Origin of the sequence: Paenibacillus sp. GD4 (genome assembly GCF_030846225.1) — a bacterium.
Classification (GTDB): Bacteria; Bacillota; Bacilli; order Paenibacillales; family NBRC-103111; genus Paenibacillus_G; species Paenibacillus_G silviterrae.
The window spans coordinates 568808-585931 of sequence record NZ_JAVCYK010000002.1 but is presented as its reverse complement, the minus strand read 5'-3'; the positions used below and the strand labels follow the sequence as shown (position 1 = coordinate 585931).

14 protein-coding genes are annotated in these 17124 nt (G+C 48.2%); 10 read left to right on the top strand and 4 right to left on the bottom strand.

Going from position 1 to position 17124, the window contains the following annotated elements:
- Nucleotides 1-41 precede the first annotated feature (41 nt).
- From RAC89_RS25640 to RAC89_RS25625, 4 genes are all read left to right on the top strand, one after another.
- Nucleotides 42-314 (top strand): hypothetical protein, encoded by a 273-nt coding sequence (locus tag RAC89_RS25640; protein WP_306616574.1) that lies wholly within the window; start codon nucleotides 42-44, stop codon nucleotides 312-314.
- 76 nt (nucleotides 315-390) lie between these two features.
- A complete protein-coding gene (locus RAC89_RS25635; protein ID WP_306616573.1) occupies nucleotides 391-1224 on the top strand; it encodes an RMD1 family protein in 834 nt (277 codons plus the stop codon).
- A gap of 238 nt (nucleotides 1225-1462) precedes the next feature.
- Entirely contained in the window at nucleotides 1463-2062 is a 600-nt protein-coding gene (locus RAC89_RS25630) for a hypothetical protein (RefSeq protein WP_306616572.1), read from the top strand.
- A 179-nt stretch (nucleotides 2063-2241) separates the two neighbouring features.
- Nucleotides 2242-2418, top strand: coding sequence for a hypothetical protein (locus RAC89_RS25625; RefSeq protein ID WP_306616571.1), 177 nt, complete (start codon nucleotides 2242-2244; stop codon nucleotides 2416-2418).
- Nucleotides 2419-2508: 90 nt separating this feature from the next.
- On the opposite strand, the gene RAC89_RS25620 is transcribed toward RAC89_RS25625, so the two are convergent.
- Nucleotides 2509-6114, bottom strand: coding sequence for an S-layer homology domain-containing protein (locus RAC89_RS25620; RefSeq protein ID WP_306616570.1), 3606 nt, complete (start codon nucleotides 6112-6114; stop codon nucleotides 2509-2511).
- Nucleotides 6115-6386: 272 nt separating this feature from the next.
- On the opposite strand from RAC89_RS25620, the gene RAC89_RS25615 reads away from it, so the two are divergent.
- Nucleotides 6387-8627: a methyl-accepting chemotaxis protein gene (locus RAC89_RS25615; protein ID WP_306616569.1), complete on the top strand. Its 2241-nt coding sequence runs from the start codon at nucleotides 6387-6389 to the stop codon at nucleotides 8625-8627.
- Nucleotides 8628-8749: 122 nt separating this feature from the next.
- Here the strand turns inward: RAC89_RS25615 and RAC89_RS25610 are convergent, their stop codons facing one another.
- Both RAC89_RS25610 and RAC89_RS25605 read right to left on the bottom strand, forming a co-directional pair.
- Complete coding sequence (locus RAC89_RS25610; RefSeq protein WP_306616568.1) at nucleotides 8750-10030, bottom strand: DHHW family protein; 1281 nt, start codon at nucleotides 10028-10030, stop codon at nucleotides 8750-8752.
- Nucleotides 10031-10053: 23 nt separating this feature from the next.
- On the bottom strand, nucleotides 10054-11313 hold the full coding sequence (locus RAC89_RS25605; RefSeq protein ID WP_306617790.1) for an MBOAT family O-acyltransferase: 1260 nt from the start codon (nucleotides 11311-11313) through the stop codon (nucleotides 10054-10056).
- A gap of 519 nt (nucleotides 11314-11832) precedes the next feature.
- Between RAC89_RS25605 and RAC89_RS25600 the strand changes: the two genes are divergently transcribed.
- Together RAC89_RS25600 and RAC89_RS25595 are read left to right on the top strand one after the other, a co-directional pair.
- Nucleotides 11833-13317 (top strand): Lsa family ABC-F type ribosomal protection protein, encoded by a 1485-nt coding sequence (locus tag RAC89_RS25600; protein ID WP_306616567.1) that lies wholly within the window; start codon nucleotides 11833-11835, stop codon nucleotides 13315-13317.
- A gap of 241 nt (nucleotides 13318-13558) precedes the next feature.
- Complete coding sequence (locus RAC89_RS25595; protein ID WP_306616566.1) at nucleotides 13559-14599, top strand: Cfr family 23S rRNA (adenine(2503)-C(8))-methyltransferase; 1041 nt, start codon at nucleotides 13559-13561, stop codon at nucleotides 14597-14599.
- A gap of 60 nt (nucleotides 14600-14659) precedes the next feature.
- Here RAC89_RS25595 and RAC89_RS25590 read toward each other — a convergent pair whose 3' ends face one another.
- Entirely contained in the window at nucleotides 14660-15088 is a 429-nt protein-coding gene (locus tag RAC89_RS25590; protein ID WP_306616565.1) for an SRPBCC family protein, read from the bottom strand.
- 311 nt (nucleotides 15089-15399) lie between these two features.
- On the opposite strand from RAC89_RS25590, the gene RAC89_RS25585 reads away from it, so the two are divergent.
- The 3 genes from RAC89_RS25585 to RAC89_RS25580 all read left to right on the top strand — a co-directional run bounded on the left by RAC89_RS25585 (nucleotide 15400) and on the right by RAC89_RS25580 (nucleotide 17033).
- Nucleotides 15400-15912 carry a hypothetical protein gene (locus RAC89_RS25585; protein WP_306616564.1) on the top strand — a complete coding sequence of 171 codons (513 nt, stop codon included), beginning with the start codon at nucleotides 15400-15402 and terminating at the stop codon, nucleotides 15910-15912.
- A 170-nt stretch (nucleotides 15913-16082) separates the two neighbouring features.
- Nucleotides 16083-16643, top strand: coding sequence for a DUF4183 domain-containing protein (locus RAC89_RS31790; protein ID WP_373430061.1), 561 nt, complete (start codon nucleotides 16083-16085; stop codon nucleotides 16641-16643).
- A 105-nt stretch (nucleotides 16644-16748) separates the two neighbouring features.
- Entirely contained in the window at nucleotides 16749-17033 is a 285-nt protein-coding gene (locus RAC89_RS25580; RefSeq protein ID WP_284645767.1) for a DUF4183 domain-containing protein, read from the top strand.
- Nucleotides 17034-17124: the final 91 nt, after the last annotated feature.

Sequence of the window (17124 nt, the reverse complement as noted above, 5' to 3'; positions counted from 1 at the left end):
GAATATATTAGACAAGGCTCTTATGGCAATAAAGTGCTAGAATGAGTCCTGGTGATCTCATTATGACAATGAAGTACAATTATCATTCCGTATCCCAAATGGTTGGCTTTTACCGCAAACATCAAAGAGTACCAAGCGAAACGGAGGTACTGGCCGCTGTAGAGCAAGCAAAGAATGGAGATATAAGGGGGGCCGCTCTTCTTCTTGACTGGAGCCGGCACTGCTTTTTTGTTAAAACGGATTCAGAACGAATGGTCATGGAACAAATCCAGGCTCTCCTAAAGCAATTCATGGTCCGAAGCCATGAAAGCTAACTTGATGGTTTGCGAACTGGCAGGTCATGGTAATACTAACAATGAAGTAGAAGCCTGACCGAACGGAGTCGTGAGAATGAAAGATATTACCTTTAAAGCAATAGCGATTACGAATGAAATTGACCTGAATAAAATCGCAATCCACTGCGGGATTCCCAAAAGATATACATGGGAGCAGCCACTAGTGCTAAAAGGGGAGCTCCTTGGGTCCATTATGAATTATTCAATAGGGCCGACGCAGCAAGTGCTTGTGTTTTCCTTCGGCAGTATTGTCTTCATCAACCATACCGGTGATAAAGAAATAACGAGCTTTTTAAAGTTTATACATACGTTTGAAAATGACATCGACTTCCAATCCGTATTTCATTATACGGACGATTACCGGCTGCATCTGGAGGTAGCCGATACCATTGAAATGACGGATGAATTCGTGGCGGTTCCTGAATATGAAAGCTTTTATCCCGAGCTGATCTCTACCGTATTGGCCAAATCCGTTGCACTGGAAAAGACGGAGGAGCAGCTAAGCAATATCCAGGATAACCTCGAAACGATGATCGATAGATTGGAGAGGGGGAAGCTGGGCATTGGCAACAAGGAGCTGGCGAGGATGACGGCAAGAATTGTACGCCATGAATATAATACACTTGCCTATATTATGATTTTGGATAAGCCGGAGATCACGTGGACTAACAGCTCGGCTAATGAGCTTTATGACAAAATGCTGGAATTTTTCGAATTAAACGATCGATATAAAATTCTCAAGAACAAGACGGATACTCTTTATCACATCTTGGAGGGGTTCTCGAATATCAGTCATTCGATCCGCGGACTGTTCGTGGAATGGGTTATAGTGACTCTCATTGTAATTGAGGTTATTCTTACTGTGCTGCAGATCATCGGTTTATTATGAAAGAGCAAGGGCAGAGTCCAAAACAGGACCTGCCCTTGTTTTTTTGTAGTGTTGATATGAATATTGCAGCCGGAGTCTAATTTAATAACTTATTAAGATTTCCCCTACCATTCTGTTAAGAAATGGAACCTACAATGGTGACAGTTGGTTTGAACGGTGAGAAGTAGATGCGCAGTGCCGGAGCGTTAACACCGATTCCTTCAGGCAAGAGGATGCAGCACGAAAGGGGGGATGAAAAATGAGTGAGGTTTATATTCTGCTGACGGCGACGGGGACGAGATTTGCAAAAATGATTCAAGCCTGCACGGCGTCTCCCTACACGCACGCTTCGCTTGCTTTGGATGCTGAGCTGGAGGAGCTTTACAGCTTCGGGCGTAAACACCCGACCAATCCTTGGTCAGGCGGTTTCATCCGAGAGACCGTTACTGAAGGAACTTATGCTCATTTTCCCAATACCCGATGTGCACTTTTGCGACTCTCTATCACAGAAAGACAACGAGACAACATCCAACGGCTCCTTCACATCTTTCGGAAAAATCAAGACCGGTATCGGTACAATCTGATCGGATTACTAGGTGTGCTACTGCAGATTGAGCTGGCGCCGCGGCATGCGTACTTCTGCTCGCAATTTGTGGCGCAGGTGCTGCAGCAGTCGGGAGTTGGCTTATGGGATCGTCCTGCCGGACTGATTACGCCAAAAGACTTCTGGGAGCATCCCGAGCTTCAGCCGGTGTACGAGGGGCTGCTTTTCAAATACCCGCTGCTGGATCGAAGCCGGCGTAAGCATCTGGCTTGCAGCCCCGAAGGTGTCCTGACTCCGCGAACGTCTACCTCTTAGAGAGGCAGGCTGTTTTGCACTAGCGTGCTTATGGAAAGAGGGGAACACGGGCCGACAGGAATTGACGTAATGTTATGGATACAAAACGTATCTGTTGTATTGAGGAGGAATTACATAATTAGATCCGATGATTGGGGATTCTATCCATTAGGGAAAAATCAAGAAGGGAGATTTGACAAATGGCGAAAGATAACAATCCCGAAACGGGGAAGGCAGCGGTAGGTGACGTAGATAGCTTTGGGTTGCAGCCAACCAGCTTTGTTTTAAATACAGAGGGAAATCTTGTGGAAGCCGCAAAAGGGTTTGAACCGAACATGATAAATGAAACGGACGTAAATTCCCGGACGCAAACATAGCCCTTCCGACTTCCATAGGGAAGCGAAAGGGCAAAATGTTCACTTCTGTGAGAGGAGATGGGGTTATCAGCCCCGTCGCACCTCCAGCGCTTATTTCATCGTGTCGAGAAGCGTCTTCACTTCAGGATTCAAGTTAAGCGTGTTAAGAATCACTTGAAGTGCTTCTGCGCGTGTGGATGCGCTCTTAGGGTCGAACGTGTCCTCACGCTTCCCGTTGATGATGCCTGCTTCAGCCGCGTTCTTAATTTCCTCTTCCGCATAAGACTCCTGAAGATCCTTGAAGAAGCCCTTGCTCTCGTCCTTCTGTACGACGCTCAAGTTGACTAAACGGGAGAGAATTATTATCATTTCCTCTCGGGTAATGGCCTTGTCCGGACGGAAGGTACCGTCGCCATAACCGCTAAGAACACCCGACTGAGCCAGCTTCTCGATGGCGTTCTTGGCCCAATGACCGCTTAGATCATTCATGACTACTGGGCGAGCGGAGCTGTTGACATCGAATACGCGCGAAATAATCTGAGCAAATTCTGCACGGGTAATCGTCGCATCCGGTTTGGCTGTCCCATCCTCATAGCCCTCGATAATATGCAGCTTTACGAAAATGCCAACCGTCTTTTCAGCCCAATGCCCTGCCGTATCCGCCGGTATGGATTTCTCCTCCGTGGACGATTCGGCTACATTGGTCCTAATGGAATGGACTACTTTCTCTGTCACGGTAATCTCATTTCGGAATATCGGAGTACCGGCCTGTGCCTTATCTGGTGCACCAGCATTTATAGATGCCCCAGGACCTGGCGGAACTGCCGGAGCTGCGGGTAATACAGGTGCGGTCCGTACTGGAGCCGGGGTTAATGCATCCTGGGATGTGGACGACGATTCCTCCGGAACAAATACCGTAGGCGAGATTTCCGCGGGAAGTACTGTTACAGAGATAAACACCTGCTGTCCGCCGTAAGTAGCTGTAATCACGGTAGACCCTACGGAGTTGAAAGAAATCATGCCGGTTTCGCTAGCGGAAGCGATATTCGCGTTCTGGGAGCTCCAAATAACATCCTGGTTGGAAATCACTGCAGTCGAGTTGTCATGATAGACTGCCCGGATGACCGTACTGCCTGAAGGATACCCTGCTGCTTGTGTAAAAGTTGCCGGCGTTGCGTTAAGACCTGCGAGCGTGACTGTCGGCGATGGATTTGGATTCGTCCCTAATGCAGGCAGAACTTGTAATGAATAAGGATACGAATGCCCCTCATATGTGGCGGTTATCACAGTTGTCCCTGCATTGAGTGCGGAAACAATACCTGTTCCGGACACAGTGGCCACTCCGGGTAAACTGGATTCCCATACTGCCGACGAAGTTATATCCATTGATGAACCCGACGATAGTTGGGCATTCGCGTAGAGCTGTTTGGAGTTCCCTGCATATACAGGTCCCTCTAGGGTCGAAATGGTTAGACCGGTTACAGTGCTGGCCGGCGCATTTCCGCTTCCCGACGAATTGCCCGTTCCGCCGACCGAGGGGCTTGCAGGCAAGATCTGCACGAAGTCGCTTAGTCCTCGGGGTTTCAGCTGGAACGTGCTATTATCGACAGAAGCAACGCCGGAGATTGTTACCTTATCCCCAAGTCCATACGATTGTAGAAAAATATCCTTCGAAAGGCCCGTTCGTACATCAACTCGTACTCGTGTTGTTGTGCTGTCTGCCGCGACAGCATCAAATTCAAAAGAACCGGCGGGTGCTGCGTCGCTCAAAGTTTGGATGACAACTTGATCCAGCGATACCAATTGCCCTTGGTTATAGGCGTGCAGGGAAGTAACCGTCTCGGGTACAGGAATGGCATCGGTTCCGGTCTTTGCCAAGTGGTGGATGCTTGCAAGCCCCAGTTCGCCGTTAAACAAAGTCAAATCTCCGCTGACCAGCACCTTGTCACCAATGTTATAACCCGTCGTATTTTGGGGAACATATATTCCTCCTGTAGAATCCTGCAGGTAGAACGACTGGTCACCGAATGCTCCAGGCTGCGTAGTCACTATCCCTTCGATGCTGACGGTCGTACCGCTCGCTTTACTTCTTGCCATAACGATCGTGCTGACCGGCGGGATATCCGGTGGAAGCTCCTGCGGCTGTGCAGTGGCGTCGGCCGGCACCGTCTTTGTCAGTAAAGCGTTTGAGCCCTGCCTGATCCGGAAGTTAGCGGAGGCAGGGGTGCCTTTAAGCTTTATCAGTACCTCTCTAACGGCATGCCCCTTAGCGTTAGCAGTAACGGCAAATGAAGCACTATAGCCTGGGCTTGTCGGCCAGGTTGCACCGCCGTCAAGGCTGATCATACCGAGCTGCGCTCCGCCGCTTGGATTATAAGCCCCAACGTTGAGGTTCGATAAGGTAGCGCCCGGAGCCATATTGTCGATAACAACACGTACCGGGAACGCCTGCTCATTGCTTGGCATCGGCGACTGCGATACAAACGAGAAAGTCGGATTCGTCACAGCAACAGCAGAACCGTAAGAACCCGATTTGAACGTAGACGGGTCATACCATTTATAGCCTGCAGCGGGTGCTGCCCACGGTTCTGCCTGCGGCTCCGTAGAATCGGGTGGATTCTCGAAAGGCAGTAATGGGGTCGGCTGATCAAGCTCAAGTCCAGGGTATTGATCCAAACTTGTGATGTTCGGCTCATCCGTCGTTAACCAGTCGATCAAATTGAGGAGATAAGTGGAATCCTGCTCTTCTTTCCACCCTGCATAGGTAGTTTTAGAAGTACCTGTCTCTTCCCGTAAATATTTAGGCGTTTCATCTTCCACAGGGGAGGAATCGCCGATGAACGCTGCCTTTCCCGCACCTGCCTTGGCAATCGCGGAGTAAGGACCCTCTGCCATGCCGCCGCCATTGTATACGCCTTGGTCCACGGCATTAACCCATTTTGCGTTCGTTTGCGGCAAGTAGATGAGGCCCTTTGCCCTGGTAGGATCTGTAATGGCAAGCGTTGAGCCAGCGTGCATCGCGACATTGCTCACGCCTTGTGTTATCCCGAAGGACTGATCCGGAGGGACAATGATTTGACCGGTAGTAATATCGGCAAGTGCATTATAACGAAAGCGTACGCCGAAATGATCGGATAACCAGTCCGAGCTCTGCACCCCCTGCATTGCGGAAGAGGCGGCCTCCTCGGCAGTCATGCCCTTTGCCGGATTGTCCCACGCGCCGCGGCGGTACCCATTCATCACTTCCGAAGCATCCCACCTGTTTTTGTTGCGGTCTGCGTTGTAGTGGTCGGCGATAAAGAAAATACTGCCGCCACCTTGGACATACTGGACCATTGCCTCTTGTTCCGATGCTTTGTACGGAATATTAGCTTCACCGATCACAAACGCATCATAATCTAGGAGGTCAGCGAGTGTAATCGGCGTTGTCTTGCGTAATTCCTTTACGGAATAGCCTCTTCCAGCAAGCCCATTGGCAAAATCGGAAAATCCACCGTCGATGACCCAGTCCGCTGCACCTGCGGTTTGGCCATGGGTGTTGTCAAACAACACCTTCTTTCCGTTCGGCATTCCGACCGGATTAACGACCGGTGCTGGATCCGCCGGCCCCTCCGCGTGAACACTATGCGTCCCGTCTGTGATTAGAACATTTGTAATCTGCAGAACCACCGTTGTCGTCAACAAAACTTTCAATACACGACCCTTAAATCTAACCACGCACACACCTCCGGTTGTCATAAAGCTAGCTAGCTTATGTAATCTATTTCTACCTTCTTAAATGTAACAAAATAATGTCGGTTTTTGTCGATTTTAAAATATATTTTTACTTTGTAATTTTTGGTAACGCCCATTTTTTGACGGATTTACACGAAAAATATTCACACTATCTTCACATAGGTTAGGTTATATTTAAAAAGAAAGCGCTTTATTTAACAATCTCAAGCATCTTTGCATAATGGCTTTCAAAATAAAATAAGGGGGTTAGTTCGATGCTCCGTTGGATTCGGAAGGCACAGACCTCGAGGGTGCGGCTTCGTTCGATCGGATTTAAATTGTTTCTTGCTTTTCTCGTTAGTATAGTAGCGAGCTTTGCTTTATCCGGTTGGCTGGTATACAGCATCTCTGCGCAAGCCTTGAAAGAAAAGGTCGGGAACAACGCCGACCAAGTAACCCGCGACGCCGCGAAGCAGGTCGATCTTTGGGAGAGGCAAATGGAGGGTGTGTTCAACAACACCGTCATCTTCGCAGTAAACAATCAAGCTTTGACGGAAAAGCGCCGCAAGCTGCTTCCTGACAGCCCGGTTGAATTGGCGGAATACGAGAGAACGCTGCAGCGTCTCGCCGCCATAAAAGCCGAGATTGAAAAAGTGAACTCGGAGCTGAAGCCGAACACGCCGAAGCCGATTGCGCTAACCCGGCTCGAATCGGAACAAACAGAGCTGTTAAAGAAGTCAACCGAGCTGAACAAGCTGAGAACAGAAGCGGACAAGGCGTTTCGGGAGTACATGCAAAGCTCCGTCATGACGAATTCGGATATGGTGTTCTCCTCCTCGATGATTCGCCACAACGGAGATGATCAGATTCAAATCAGCAGTATTACAGCGTACAAGGCAAAAGCGAATCCTTACCAGCTGCCTCTAGTTCAGGAAGCCGTCGCCGCTAAAGGCAAAGTCGTTTTCTCCAAACCGCAGAAGGGCTCATTTTTGTTCGAGGCTCCCGAAACGGTATTCGCCATGGCAAGAGCCTTTTGGAGTCCAGAGGACCTCGTGTGGGCCGACGTCATCGTCACGGAATTCAAGCTATCCTATTTCGAAAAAATGCTGAGCCCGATCACCTTCGGCGGCATCGGGGAGATTCATTTGATAGGACAAGACGGAACAACTTATTTCACAAACCGCCCTCAGGCGGAATTCGGGGATCCGGCCGCCGTGAAGCATTCCCCCAATCAGGACACCCGGATCGCAGATTATACCGATGCCCAGGGAAACAAATACTTGTTGGCCGGCACTACGCTGCGCAATCAACCCTGGACGCTGATTGGCGCCATACCGGAAACCAAATTACTGGAGGATGCCCAGAAGATTCTGGAGCGATTCTATTACTTGCTCGGCGGCTCCGTAATTGCGGCTTGCCTTCTCGGCTGGTGGGGTTACCTTACGTTCGGGAAGCCGATGATTATCGCACAGCGCAAGATGCAGCTTGCCGAGCAAGGCGATCTGGGCGTTCGACTGCAATTTCGCCGTTCCGACGAGATCGGCTCTGTTGGGACAAGCTTTGATAGTATGATGGATCGGATTAACGGGATTGTAGGCAGCACAAGCCAGTCCGCCAATCTTTTGCTCCACTCCACGGAAGAAATTCGCGGACTGGTTGAATCGAACGAGTCGGCGTCAAGAGAAATCGCCTCCACTATGAACGAGATTTCAATCGGCGCAAGTAATCTGGCAAGCGACGCCGAAAAAAGCGGTGTGCTGATTGGAAAGCTGCATCAGTGTTTGAATGACGTCATAGAGAAAAACACGCATATGATGCAGGCTTCGGAGCAGATGGAAGCTGCAAGTCACGAAGGACTTTCCTCGATGCAGGTGCTTTCGGAGCAAAGCCAGATCGTCGAAGCCAAAATTACCGACTTGAATCAAAAGATGGAACGGCTGAGGGAAAGCACACAGTCTATCTCCGTCGTCATGGATTTTCTGCAGAGCATTTCGAAGCGGATTAATATATTATCGTTGAACGCGGGTATTGTCGCTGCCTCTTCGGGAAAAACGGGCAAAGGCTTCATGGTCATCGCGGGGGAGATCCGGAATTTGGCCGTACAATCGCATAACTCCATCGAATCAGCCGGGCAAATCATCGAGCGGATCCATAGCTATATGGAAGAGACCAGTGAGCTGGTCTCGGAGTCGATGCCGATCTTCAGACGACAGCTGAATGCATCCGACAATTCTCAGGAGATCTTCCAGAAGGTGATGCTTTCCATGCAGCAATTCGCCGAGCGCTTTCATGAGGTCTGGGGTTCTCTGCAAATATCGGTGGAGGCCGGTCAAGAATTAAATGAAATGCTGCTGCAGGTCAGCGCTTTATCGGAGCAATTCACTGCTTCAACGGAAGGCGTCGCAGGACTGGTGGACCGGCAATATCATTCCAGCAACCGCTTGGTGGAAACGACGAAGGCGCTTGAAGCGCTGTCCGCCAAGCTGAACGATTCTCTAAAAGGGTTTGCCGTATAGTCCTCAATCGACAGCTTCTACAAAACCTAAGGCTTCCTACGTTGAAGATACGCTCATACGCTTATCTTCAATGCATGGAAGCCTTTTTCCTAGTCTTATCCCTTAAGTTAGTCAACAATATGTTACTCAACCAGTCTCTTCAGCTGCTCAGCGAATCCCCCGTCCATAGTAACCTCTGCGTTGTTCAAAAACAGCAGCTCATCCACGGGATGTTCCCGAAGAAATTCGGATAACTTCCGATCAAACTGCCGCGGATCGACCACATAAATTTCCTTATAATGTGCCGTAAGGAAGGGGATAAAGGCATTCCCGTAAGAGTCCTTCACCACTAGGAGCCTTTTCGTGCGCTCCGCATCGGTTCGGATCACACCCCAGGGGCGGTCCCCGCTAAGGAAGATCCGGTATTTGTTTTTGCGTGTCGCATGGCCCATATCCAGGAGAGGCAGGGTCAATGGCCCGGTATAATGAACGGTGTATTCCGTCTGCACCGGTGGATGGTAAACCGTGATGGTATCCGGATTGTCTCCCAGCTGCCGATTCTTCGTGGCAGCATGGAGCGACCCCAGAAAGCCTGATATCTTCTCCACCCGATAGCTGCTTAGAGGCAAAGGCGTTTCGTTTCGGAGTTTCATGTAGGCTGAATAGGCATAGTAAGCACCCGTTGCTGTCCAATGATGATCCGTGCGAAAATACAATTCTTCACGGGCGTACGGCTGAAGCGCAGTTATCGCATCAACCCTTGCTATGGACGGGTGGAGGCGTGAATACACAGCCTCTACAGCTTCCCGCTGGGAGGAGGAGAGCTTCTTAAGTTTAGCTGACGTAAGGAACTCCACCGCCGTCGGTGCTAACAGCACGGTCACAGGGACTCCAAGCACTTCTTTCGACCGGTTCATCACATCGGCATAGGCCCGTCCCGCCTCCGAATCATAGGTAAACAGGTTCATAGCCCGGTCTCCCGTGATGAGCACCTTGCCCAGTACATGTCCCTTAACCTCAGGCTCCGCTTCCGTCTCTGCCGGTAGAATAGCAGGCGGCAGTGTCACACCCGGTTCGACTGTGTGCTTCAGCTCCGGTTTAACAGCAGTTTCCGACGTATTATTTGCCTGTGAGCTTATGATCGACGTCTGCTCCCGGCCTACGAAGCCGCGCCAGGATAGGACGAGTTTGCTGACATCTACGAGCCTATCCCGGAAGGCGACATGATCGGCAATAAAGTTTTCCAGCTGACGGAAATACGCTCCGGACCATAGTGTTTGTGCCGTTAGTTCAGGAAAAACGGTTAAGGCGCGATTTTCCATCTCTGAGAGGGTTGCGCTTCTCCCGAAGGGTACAGACAGTGAAGCTCCGACCGCCAGGAAGGCGAGGAACAAACAAATTTGCAGAATCGAACCGGTGCGCATCTTTTGTGAACCTCCCCTTACGCCTAGAATCGGAAATAGAAAAACGGTACGTAGCTCCGGCCAACCAATAGCAATGCGGATAGCGCCAATAAGGTAAAGCATACCGCGGGAACCAGCGCATGCCGATATACCCCTTGAACAAGCGGAGGCGGCCTGTTCCCCGAGGTTAGGGTATCATGCAGCACAGCTGGCAGCGGGGTAGATCCAATAAGAGCCAGGATCAGCAAAACGGCGTTATTCTGAACATGAATCAGCAGCTCTTCATCGATCCACGGTGCTGCCGTCAATCCAAACATAACTCGCAAATAATACACGCCCCGTGTCATGGATTCGAAATAGAAGAACACCCAACCGATCAGTACGATTGCGATAAAATACAAGTGCGATACCCACCTGGGCATTGCTGTGAGGAACCGTAGGAGAATGCTTTTTTCCAGTGCAATCAAGACTCCGAAGTATAATCCCCAAAGCACGAAATTCCAGCTTGCTCCATGCCATAAGCCCGTCGCAAACCACACGACAAACAGGTTCAGCCACGGTCTGCGCCGGTTGCCTCCCATTGGGATGTAGACATAATCTCGGAAGAAACGTCCAACGGAGATGTTCCAGCGTCGCCAAAACTCCGTAGCGCTCCTAGAGATGTAGGGGTAATCGAAATTCTCCTTAAATTTGAAGCCAAACATTCGACCTAGACCGATCGCCATGTCCGAGTATCCCGAGAAGTCAAAATAAATATGCAAAGCAAACAGCACAATACCGAACCACGCCCCTGCGAGCGAAAGCTGCTGAAGATTGCCGTCCAAAAACAGAGGCGACAGCTCCCCCAACGCATTTGCGAGAATGACCTTCTTCCCCAAACCGACCGCGAAGCGGCTGATACCATAGCTGAACTCCTCTAACGTGACGGTGCGCCGGGATAGTTGCTGCTGCACGTCGGCATAACGAATGATGGGGCCAGCCACAAGCTGCGGAAACATGGCGATATAGAGGAGAAGCTTGGCATAGGAGCGCAGCGCCGGCGCTTCACCGCGGTATACATCCACAAGATACGATATGAGATGAAACGTGAAAAAGGAAATGCCGATTGGGAGTCCCGGATCCTCATAAGGTATTCTTATCGAGGTCAGTGCAGCCAACGATTCCAAAAGGAAGGGCACATACTTGAAGTGGAACAGCAGCGCCACTTGGAACAGGATGGAGATGGCAAGAATGGCCTTCCTCTTAGCTGAGTGACCGCCGCCTTGCTTATCCAGGAGCAGACCTCCGCACCATCCAAGGAGCACATTAAGCAAGAGAACGATGATCCAAAGCGGCTCGCCCCATGCGTAAAAAACTAACGAGAACAGAAGAAGTACAGGGTTCTTAAGCCTTGGGGGTGAGAAGTAGTAGCAAATCAGTGCTAATGGTAAAAAGGCAAACAAGAAGACTAAGCTGGAGAAGACCATTGCTCACACCTCATCGGAACCGTATATGGATATTATTGTAACTATCGTTCCGAATCTATTCGTTGGTTTTTATTATTAGATAACCATTTTATGGAACGTTGAAATAAAGAAAAGGATATGATAAGATATCGCTAAACGTAACGAATGGAGATGAAGAGGATAATGTAATATTTCTTGCCTGGTTTAAAGAATAAAGCGGATTGTTTTATTCTTTATTGGCAAGAAAGTTACCTTATTCTTTTCACTCATTAAATATATTGTAATCTCCCTTGTTCCGGGGGTGGATTATCCGTATTTTTTGAGCTACAAGAAAGGTAACTTTCTTGTAGCTCTATTTTTTTTGATTGGAGGTCCAATATGTCATTGATTAAAGTCACGAACCTTACGTTTGCCTATGAAGGCAATTACGACAACATTTTTGAGAACGTTAGTTTTCAAATGGATACTGGCTGGAAGTTGGGTTTTACCGGGAGGAATGGCCGTGGCAAGACCACGTTTCTCAATCTGTTGCTTGGTAAGTACGAGTACAGTGGAACCATATCGGCAAACGTCAGTTTCGAGTATTTCCCATTCCACGTTGAGAACAAAGAGCACAATACCATTGATATCGTAACCGACATCTATCCGGATTACGAGCACTGGCAACTTTTGCGTGAGCTGTCGCTTTTGAAAGTGACGGAGGAGGTATTATATCGACCGTTTGGGACCTTGTCCAATGGTGAACAAACGAAGGTGCTGCTCGCAGCCCTGTTTTTGAAGGAAAACAGCTTTTTGCTCATCGACGAGCCTACCAATCATCTGGACCTTCATGCTCGAAAGCTGGTCAGCGATTATTTGAACGATAAGAGCGGATTTATTCTGGTATCGCACGACCGGGCGTTCTTGGATAACTGCGTGGACCATATTCTTGCGATCAATAAGACCAATATCGAAATCCAGAAAGGAAATTTTTCCGATTGGTGGGAGAACAAACAACGGCAGGACCAATTCGAGCTCGCCGAGAACGATAAGCTGAGGAAGGACATCAAGCGGTTGTCCGATGCGGCCAACCGGACGAGCAATTGGTCGCACGAAGTGGAAAAAACAAAAAACGGGACTCGCAACTCCGGTTCCAAGGTAGATAAAGGTTACATCGGCCACAAGGCAGCCAAAATGATGAAGAGGTCCAAATCGATAGAGCAAAGACAACAATCCGCAATCGAGGATAGATCTCAGCTGCTTAAGAACGTCGAAAGCTCAGAAAGCCTGAAAATATCACAACTGACGTATCACAAACACCAGTTTGTCGAGCTTGACCGCGTATCGATTCATTATGCCGAGAAGAAAGTTTGCCATGACGTCAGCTTCACTATAGAGCAAGGGGATCGCATTGTGCTTTCCGGTCCCAACGGTTCAGGCAAATCCAGTTTGCTCAAACTGATCTGCGGCGAGGATATCCCTTACTCCGGGGCGTTACGAATCGGGAGCCAATTGAAAATATCCTACGTTTCGCAAGACACTTCGCATTTGCGCGGCAATTTGTCGGATTTCGCCAGAAACAACGGGATTGACGAAAGCTTGTTTAAATCGATTTTACGGAAGCTCGATTTCTCGCGTTTGCAATTCGAAAAGGACATCTCATCTTTTAGCGGCGGCCAGAAGAAGAAGGTGCTCATCGCGAAAAGCCTCTCCGAGCAGGTTCATTTGCATGTATGGGACGAACCGCTGAATTTCGTCGACGTCATTTCTCGAATTCAAATCGAAGAGCTGCTTCTGAAGCACGCTCCGACAATCCTTTTCGTGGAGCATGACAGCGAATTTTGCAAGCATATCGCGACAAAGATTGTAGAACTTACAGACTAACCCTTCCTGGAGGATGAAAGTGATGATGATTGAGGTCGTAGATGATTTTGTGAACCGGTTCATTTCAAAGGATGCGGTTCACAAAAACAAAATGCCGGAGAAGTACCATTATATCGATAAATGCACGTAGCGATCCGTCTGCAAATGCATCGTGCTTTCTCTTCGTAATTGGATAATGACGTAGTTAAGGCGCTGGCTAATGGCTGCTTTGGTACGTTTTCTCCGGCGGTAAGGAGAAGACATGAAGCCAGTCTCGAAATATGAAAGGATTCGCCAAGTATTGTCCGAGTTGAAGCAACCCTCATATAGATATTCACAAATTACAGAAGCGATTTTCAAGGGGAAAATCGGCGAGTTCGAACGAATGGTCATACTGCCCAAATCCCTGCGTGAAGCATTGATGGAGACGATGGGTCCGCGGGTCTGCAGCATCTTTCCGGTAAAGGAACTCACATCGAGTCAGGTCAGCAAGGTGTTGTTTGCTGTGGCTGGCGATGAACATATTGAGGCCGTACGCCTTCAATATGAGCATGGGTGGAAATCGTATTGTATTTCCACTCAGTGCGGCTGCGGGTTTGGGTGCAGGTTTTGTGCTACCGGTACGATAGGTCTGAAACGAAATTTGACGGCCGACGAAATTACCGACCAATTGCTTTACTTTCACTTGAATGGTCACAGCTTAGACAGTGTCTCATTCATGGGTATGGGGGAGGCGCTAGCCAACCCGAATATCTTTGATGCTTTGAATATTTTGGCCGATCCAGGCCTTTTTGGATTAGGGCATCGACGAATTACGATTTCCACCATCGGTTTGTTGCCGGGGATCGACAAGCTGACAAGGGAGTATCCCCAAGTCAATCTAACCTTTTCTCTGCATTCGCCGTTTGACGATCAACGGAGTGAGCTGATGCCGATCAACGACCGGTTTCCAATCCGAGACGTCCTCCGTTTGTTGGATCATCATATTCGACATACAGGGAGGAAGGTGTATATTGCTTATCTTTTACTCCGAGGAGTCAATGACTCGACGGCGCATGCGAAAGCGGTTGCCGAGTTGTTACGGGGTAGGGGACCAGGGGAACATCTTTATCACGTAAACCTGATTCCCTATAACTCAACCGAAGTTACTCCAGAAAGTTACCGGACGTCGGATTCTAAGCGGATCGAAAGCTTTGTTCGGATTCTGAAGTCAAAAGGGATCAAAGTGACCATCCGAACGCAATTCGGATCGGACATTAACGCGGCATGCGGACAGCTTTACGGTAAACAGTATTTGAAATGAAATGAATATGGATAAAAAAGTAAAACAAAAGCCTTCCTCCCGGAAGGCTTTATGTTATCCTTATTTAGAAATTTCACAATATTTTTTGAAATTATCTAGGAATGCTTGCCAGCCTGCTTGCTGCTGCTCAACGGAATGGGTTCCTTCTGCATCAAATGTTTCAATAATTTTAGTATTGTTGTCTTGGCTAATAAAGTTGATCGTAACTTTTCTTCCATCTCCAAGCGTATAGGCAATAAGCTCGTTAACTTTTATTTCATCATAAACTCCGCCGAAGTCAAATCCAAAGCTTCCATCCTTGGCTTCCATTCTAGTAACAAATGTTCCGCCAACTCTTACATCATTCTCGGCACTAGGTGCATGCCAGTCCTCGGAGGCAAAACTCCATTTCGTGATATGCCGCGGCTCTGTCCAATATTCCCATGCTTGTTCAACGGGGGCATTAACTGTCGTTTCTACTGTTATTGTCACGTGATTACTTGATTCCATAATGTATCGCCTCACTTTATTTGTGGTTATGGATAATTGTACCATTTGGTTTGGGGGGGATGCTAGTAAATTTTAGATAGGATAGCGGCCAGCAGTAGATTCAATGTGCGTTAATCCTTTCAGATGAAAATACATAAAGATTTCCAGCGGCAGGAGAAGAAAACCTATGCCAAATCAGGATTTTCAGTCAGGTAACATAAAAGCTCGCTATTCCAAAGGAAAGATATTATCAGGCATACGCATCGGTAAATGAAAACAACACTTTGTATGATATTGAACAAATTCGATACCTTAGAGTGAGGGCTGCAAACATGGCACACCTAAACACAAATGAAACCGATACCGTTCAAATCGTTGCCACATTTGAGCATTCGCCCTTCGTGGAGATGGCAATCCATGATTTGGGAGAGCTGGGAGTTCCACCGCGCAATATCGTCGCATTGCCTTTGGAAAACCTTGAGTCTCAAGTAAATATCGTTGATTCCATTCATCGTGTCGATGGCAGAAGCATTCTGGACGGGGCAATGATGGGCGGAACAATCTTAGCTGTTCTTGGAGCTATCTATGGATTCGTGTTGTACTGGGGACCGGTCATTTGGGGGCTACTGGGCCTGGCAGGCGGTTTCTTTTTGGGATTGATCATCGAATTAGCGTTAAACAAGAAGAAATTAAAGCTTTCCTCCAGCCGCAAAAGCGAGGTTATTATTGAGGTTACATGTAATGCCTCTCTGAAGGATCAGTTGATTAAAGTCTTTAAAATAAGAAAAGCAACGGGATTCGTGACTAAGCCTCAAAGCAATTATTGCAGCGCTTCATCAGAATAATGTTATGGAGCGGATGCCTATTTTACCAGAAACATCTCGCCAAATGGAAAATAATGGATAAATATCCATGCCCTAAATCTGTCGAACACATAGCATAAGAATTGAATGAGAAATGGTAACCGTTGTTTGTAAAGGAGGTGTGTCATTTGAAGTGCACTTATTGCTTCAGAATGCAACGTAAACAACTCCGTAAAAAGAACCTAAAAAAACGAAAGTCAAATCGAAGGAAATGGGTAACCAAAGTGATTTGCATTCTGGTTCCTGGACGAAAGGGGAAACGTGGTTCCAGGGGACCGCGAGGTAAACAAGGAAAAAGGGGTGCTCCAGGTCCGAAAGGGCCACGGGGTTCGCGTGGTCCATTGGGTTATGAAGGTCCACAAGGTCCACAAGGTCCACCTGGCCCACAAGGACCGGCGGGGCCTCTCCCAGATGTATCTATCATTCCGGTGGTGTATAGATACTATTATAACGCTAGTCAGGATTTGACTTCTATAGGCCCTTTGAATATTCCCGCTGACCTGTTCGTAGATAATATGGGGAATATAGTAACTTCTTTCAAAGGTCTTGGTCCCAATAGCTATAATAACTTATTTATTAATGGGATTATGCAGGCCGGCAACGCATACAATATAAGTCCAAATGCACTGACTTTGTATCCAGATGGTATGAGTATCTATAAAGGTACGCCACTGACTTTGGAAATCGTTCAATTCTCGGTCCTAGTAACCTAATATAGTAACCGGAAGGCAAACAGATTCCATTTATATCAGTTTCTATAAGCCCTCACCTCTATGAATCAATCGAATATGTTGTATCAAGAAGGGAGGTGAGGTAGGATGCCAATTGTTACTCCTTATCAAAACACTAGAAGATATACTTCAACAATAGGCGCAGGGACCGGTACCGGGGCTACGTTTGCAATTGCTGCTACGGCTTTTACGAACGATGCCGGTGCGGCTGCCACGGCTTTTCCAGGCACGTACAATTATTACAACCTGTATATTAACGGTATTATGCAAACAGCCGATACTTCCTCCGTAACAACCACAACCATAACCATTCCTGGCGGCGATGCTCTTGATGGAGGAACTCCAATCGTCGTGCAATTCATAGTCTCTTAAAAAATTAAACTGTATTCGGAAAAAGACAGAGGGGACATGTTCTCTCTGTTTTTATTTATGCTCGTTGGTCGTGCCTCTTACATGAAGACTA

Bases quoted from the DNA above. Each gene is read 5' to 3' on its own strand.
- RAC89_RS25615 (WP_306616569.1), top strand. From the start codon at position 6,387: ATGCTCCGTTGGATTCGGAAGGCACAGACCTCGAGGGTGCGGCTTCGT.
- RAC89_RS25630 (WP_306616572.1), top strand. From the start codon at position 1,463: ATGAGTGAGGTTTATATTCTGCTGACGGCGACGGGGACGAGATTTGCA.
- RAC89_RS25585 (WP_306616564.1), top strand. From the start codon at position 15,400: ATGGCACACCTAAACACAAATGAAACCGATACCGTTCAAATCGTTGCC.
- RAC89_RS25635 (WP_306616573.1), top strand. From the start codon at position 391: ATGAAAGATATTACCTTTAAAGCAATAGCGATTACGAATGAAATTGAC.
- RAC89_RS25625 (WP_306616571.1), top strand. From the start codon at position 2,242: ATGGCGAAAGATAACAATCCCGAAACGGGGAAGGCAGCGGTAGGTGAC.
- RAC89_RS25595 (WP_306616566.1), top strand. From the start codon at position 13,559: ATGAAGCCAGTCTCGAAATATGAAAGGATTCGCCAAGTATTGTCCGAG.
- RAC89_RS25580 (WP_284645767.1), top strand. From the start codon at position 16,749: ATGCCAATTGTTACTCCTTATCAAAACACTAGAAGATATACTTCAACA.
- RAC89_RS25610 (WP_306616568.1), bottom strand. From the start codon at position 10,030: ATGCGCACCGGTTCGATTCTGCAAATTTGTTTGTTCCTCGCCTTCCTG.
- RAC89_RS25590 (WP_306616565.1), bottom strand. From the start codon at position 15,088: ATGGAATCAAGTAATCACGTGACAATAACAGTAGAAACGACAGTTAAT.
- RAC89_RS31790 (WP_373430061.1), top strand. From the start codon at position 16,083: ATGCAACGTAAACAACTCCGTAAAAAGAACCTAAAAAAACGAAAGTCA.
- RAC89_RS25600 (WP_306616567.1), top strand. From the start codon at position 11,833: ATGTCATTGATTAAAGTCACGAACCTTACGTTTGCCTATGAAGGCAAT.
- RAC89_RS25640 (WP_306616574.1), top strand. From the start codon at position 42: ATGAGTCCTGGTGATCTCATTATGACAATGAAGTACAATTATCATTCC.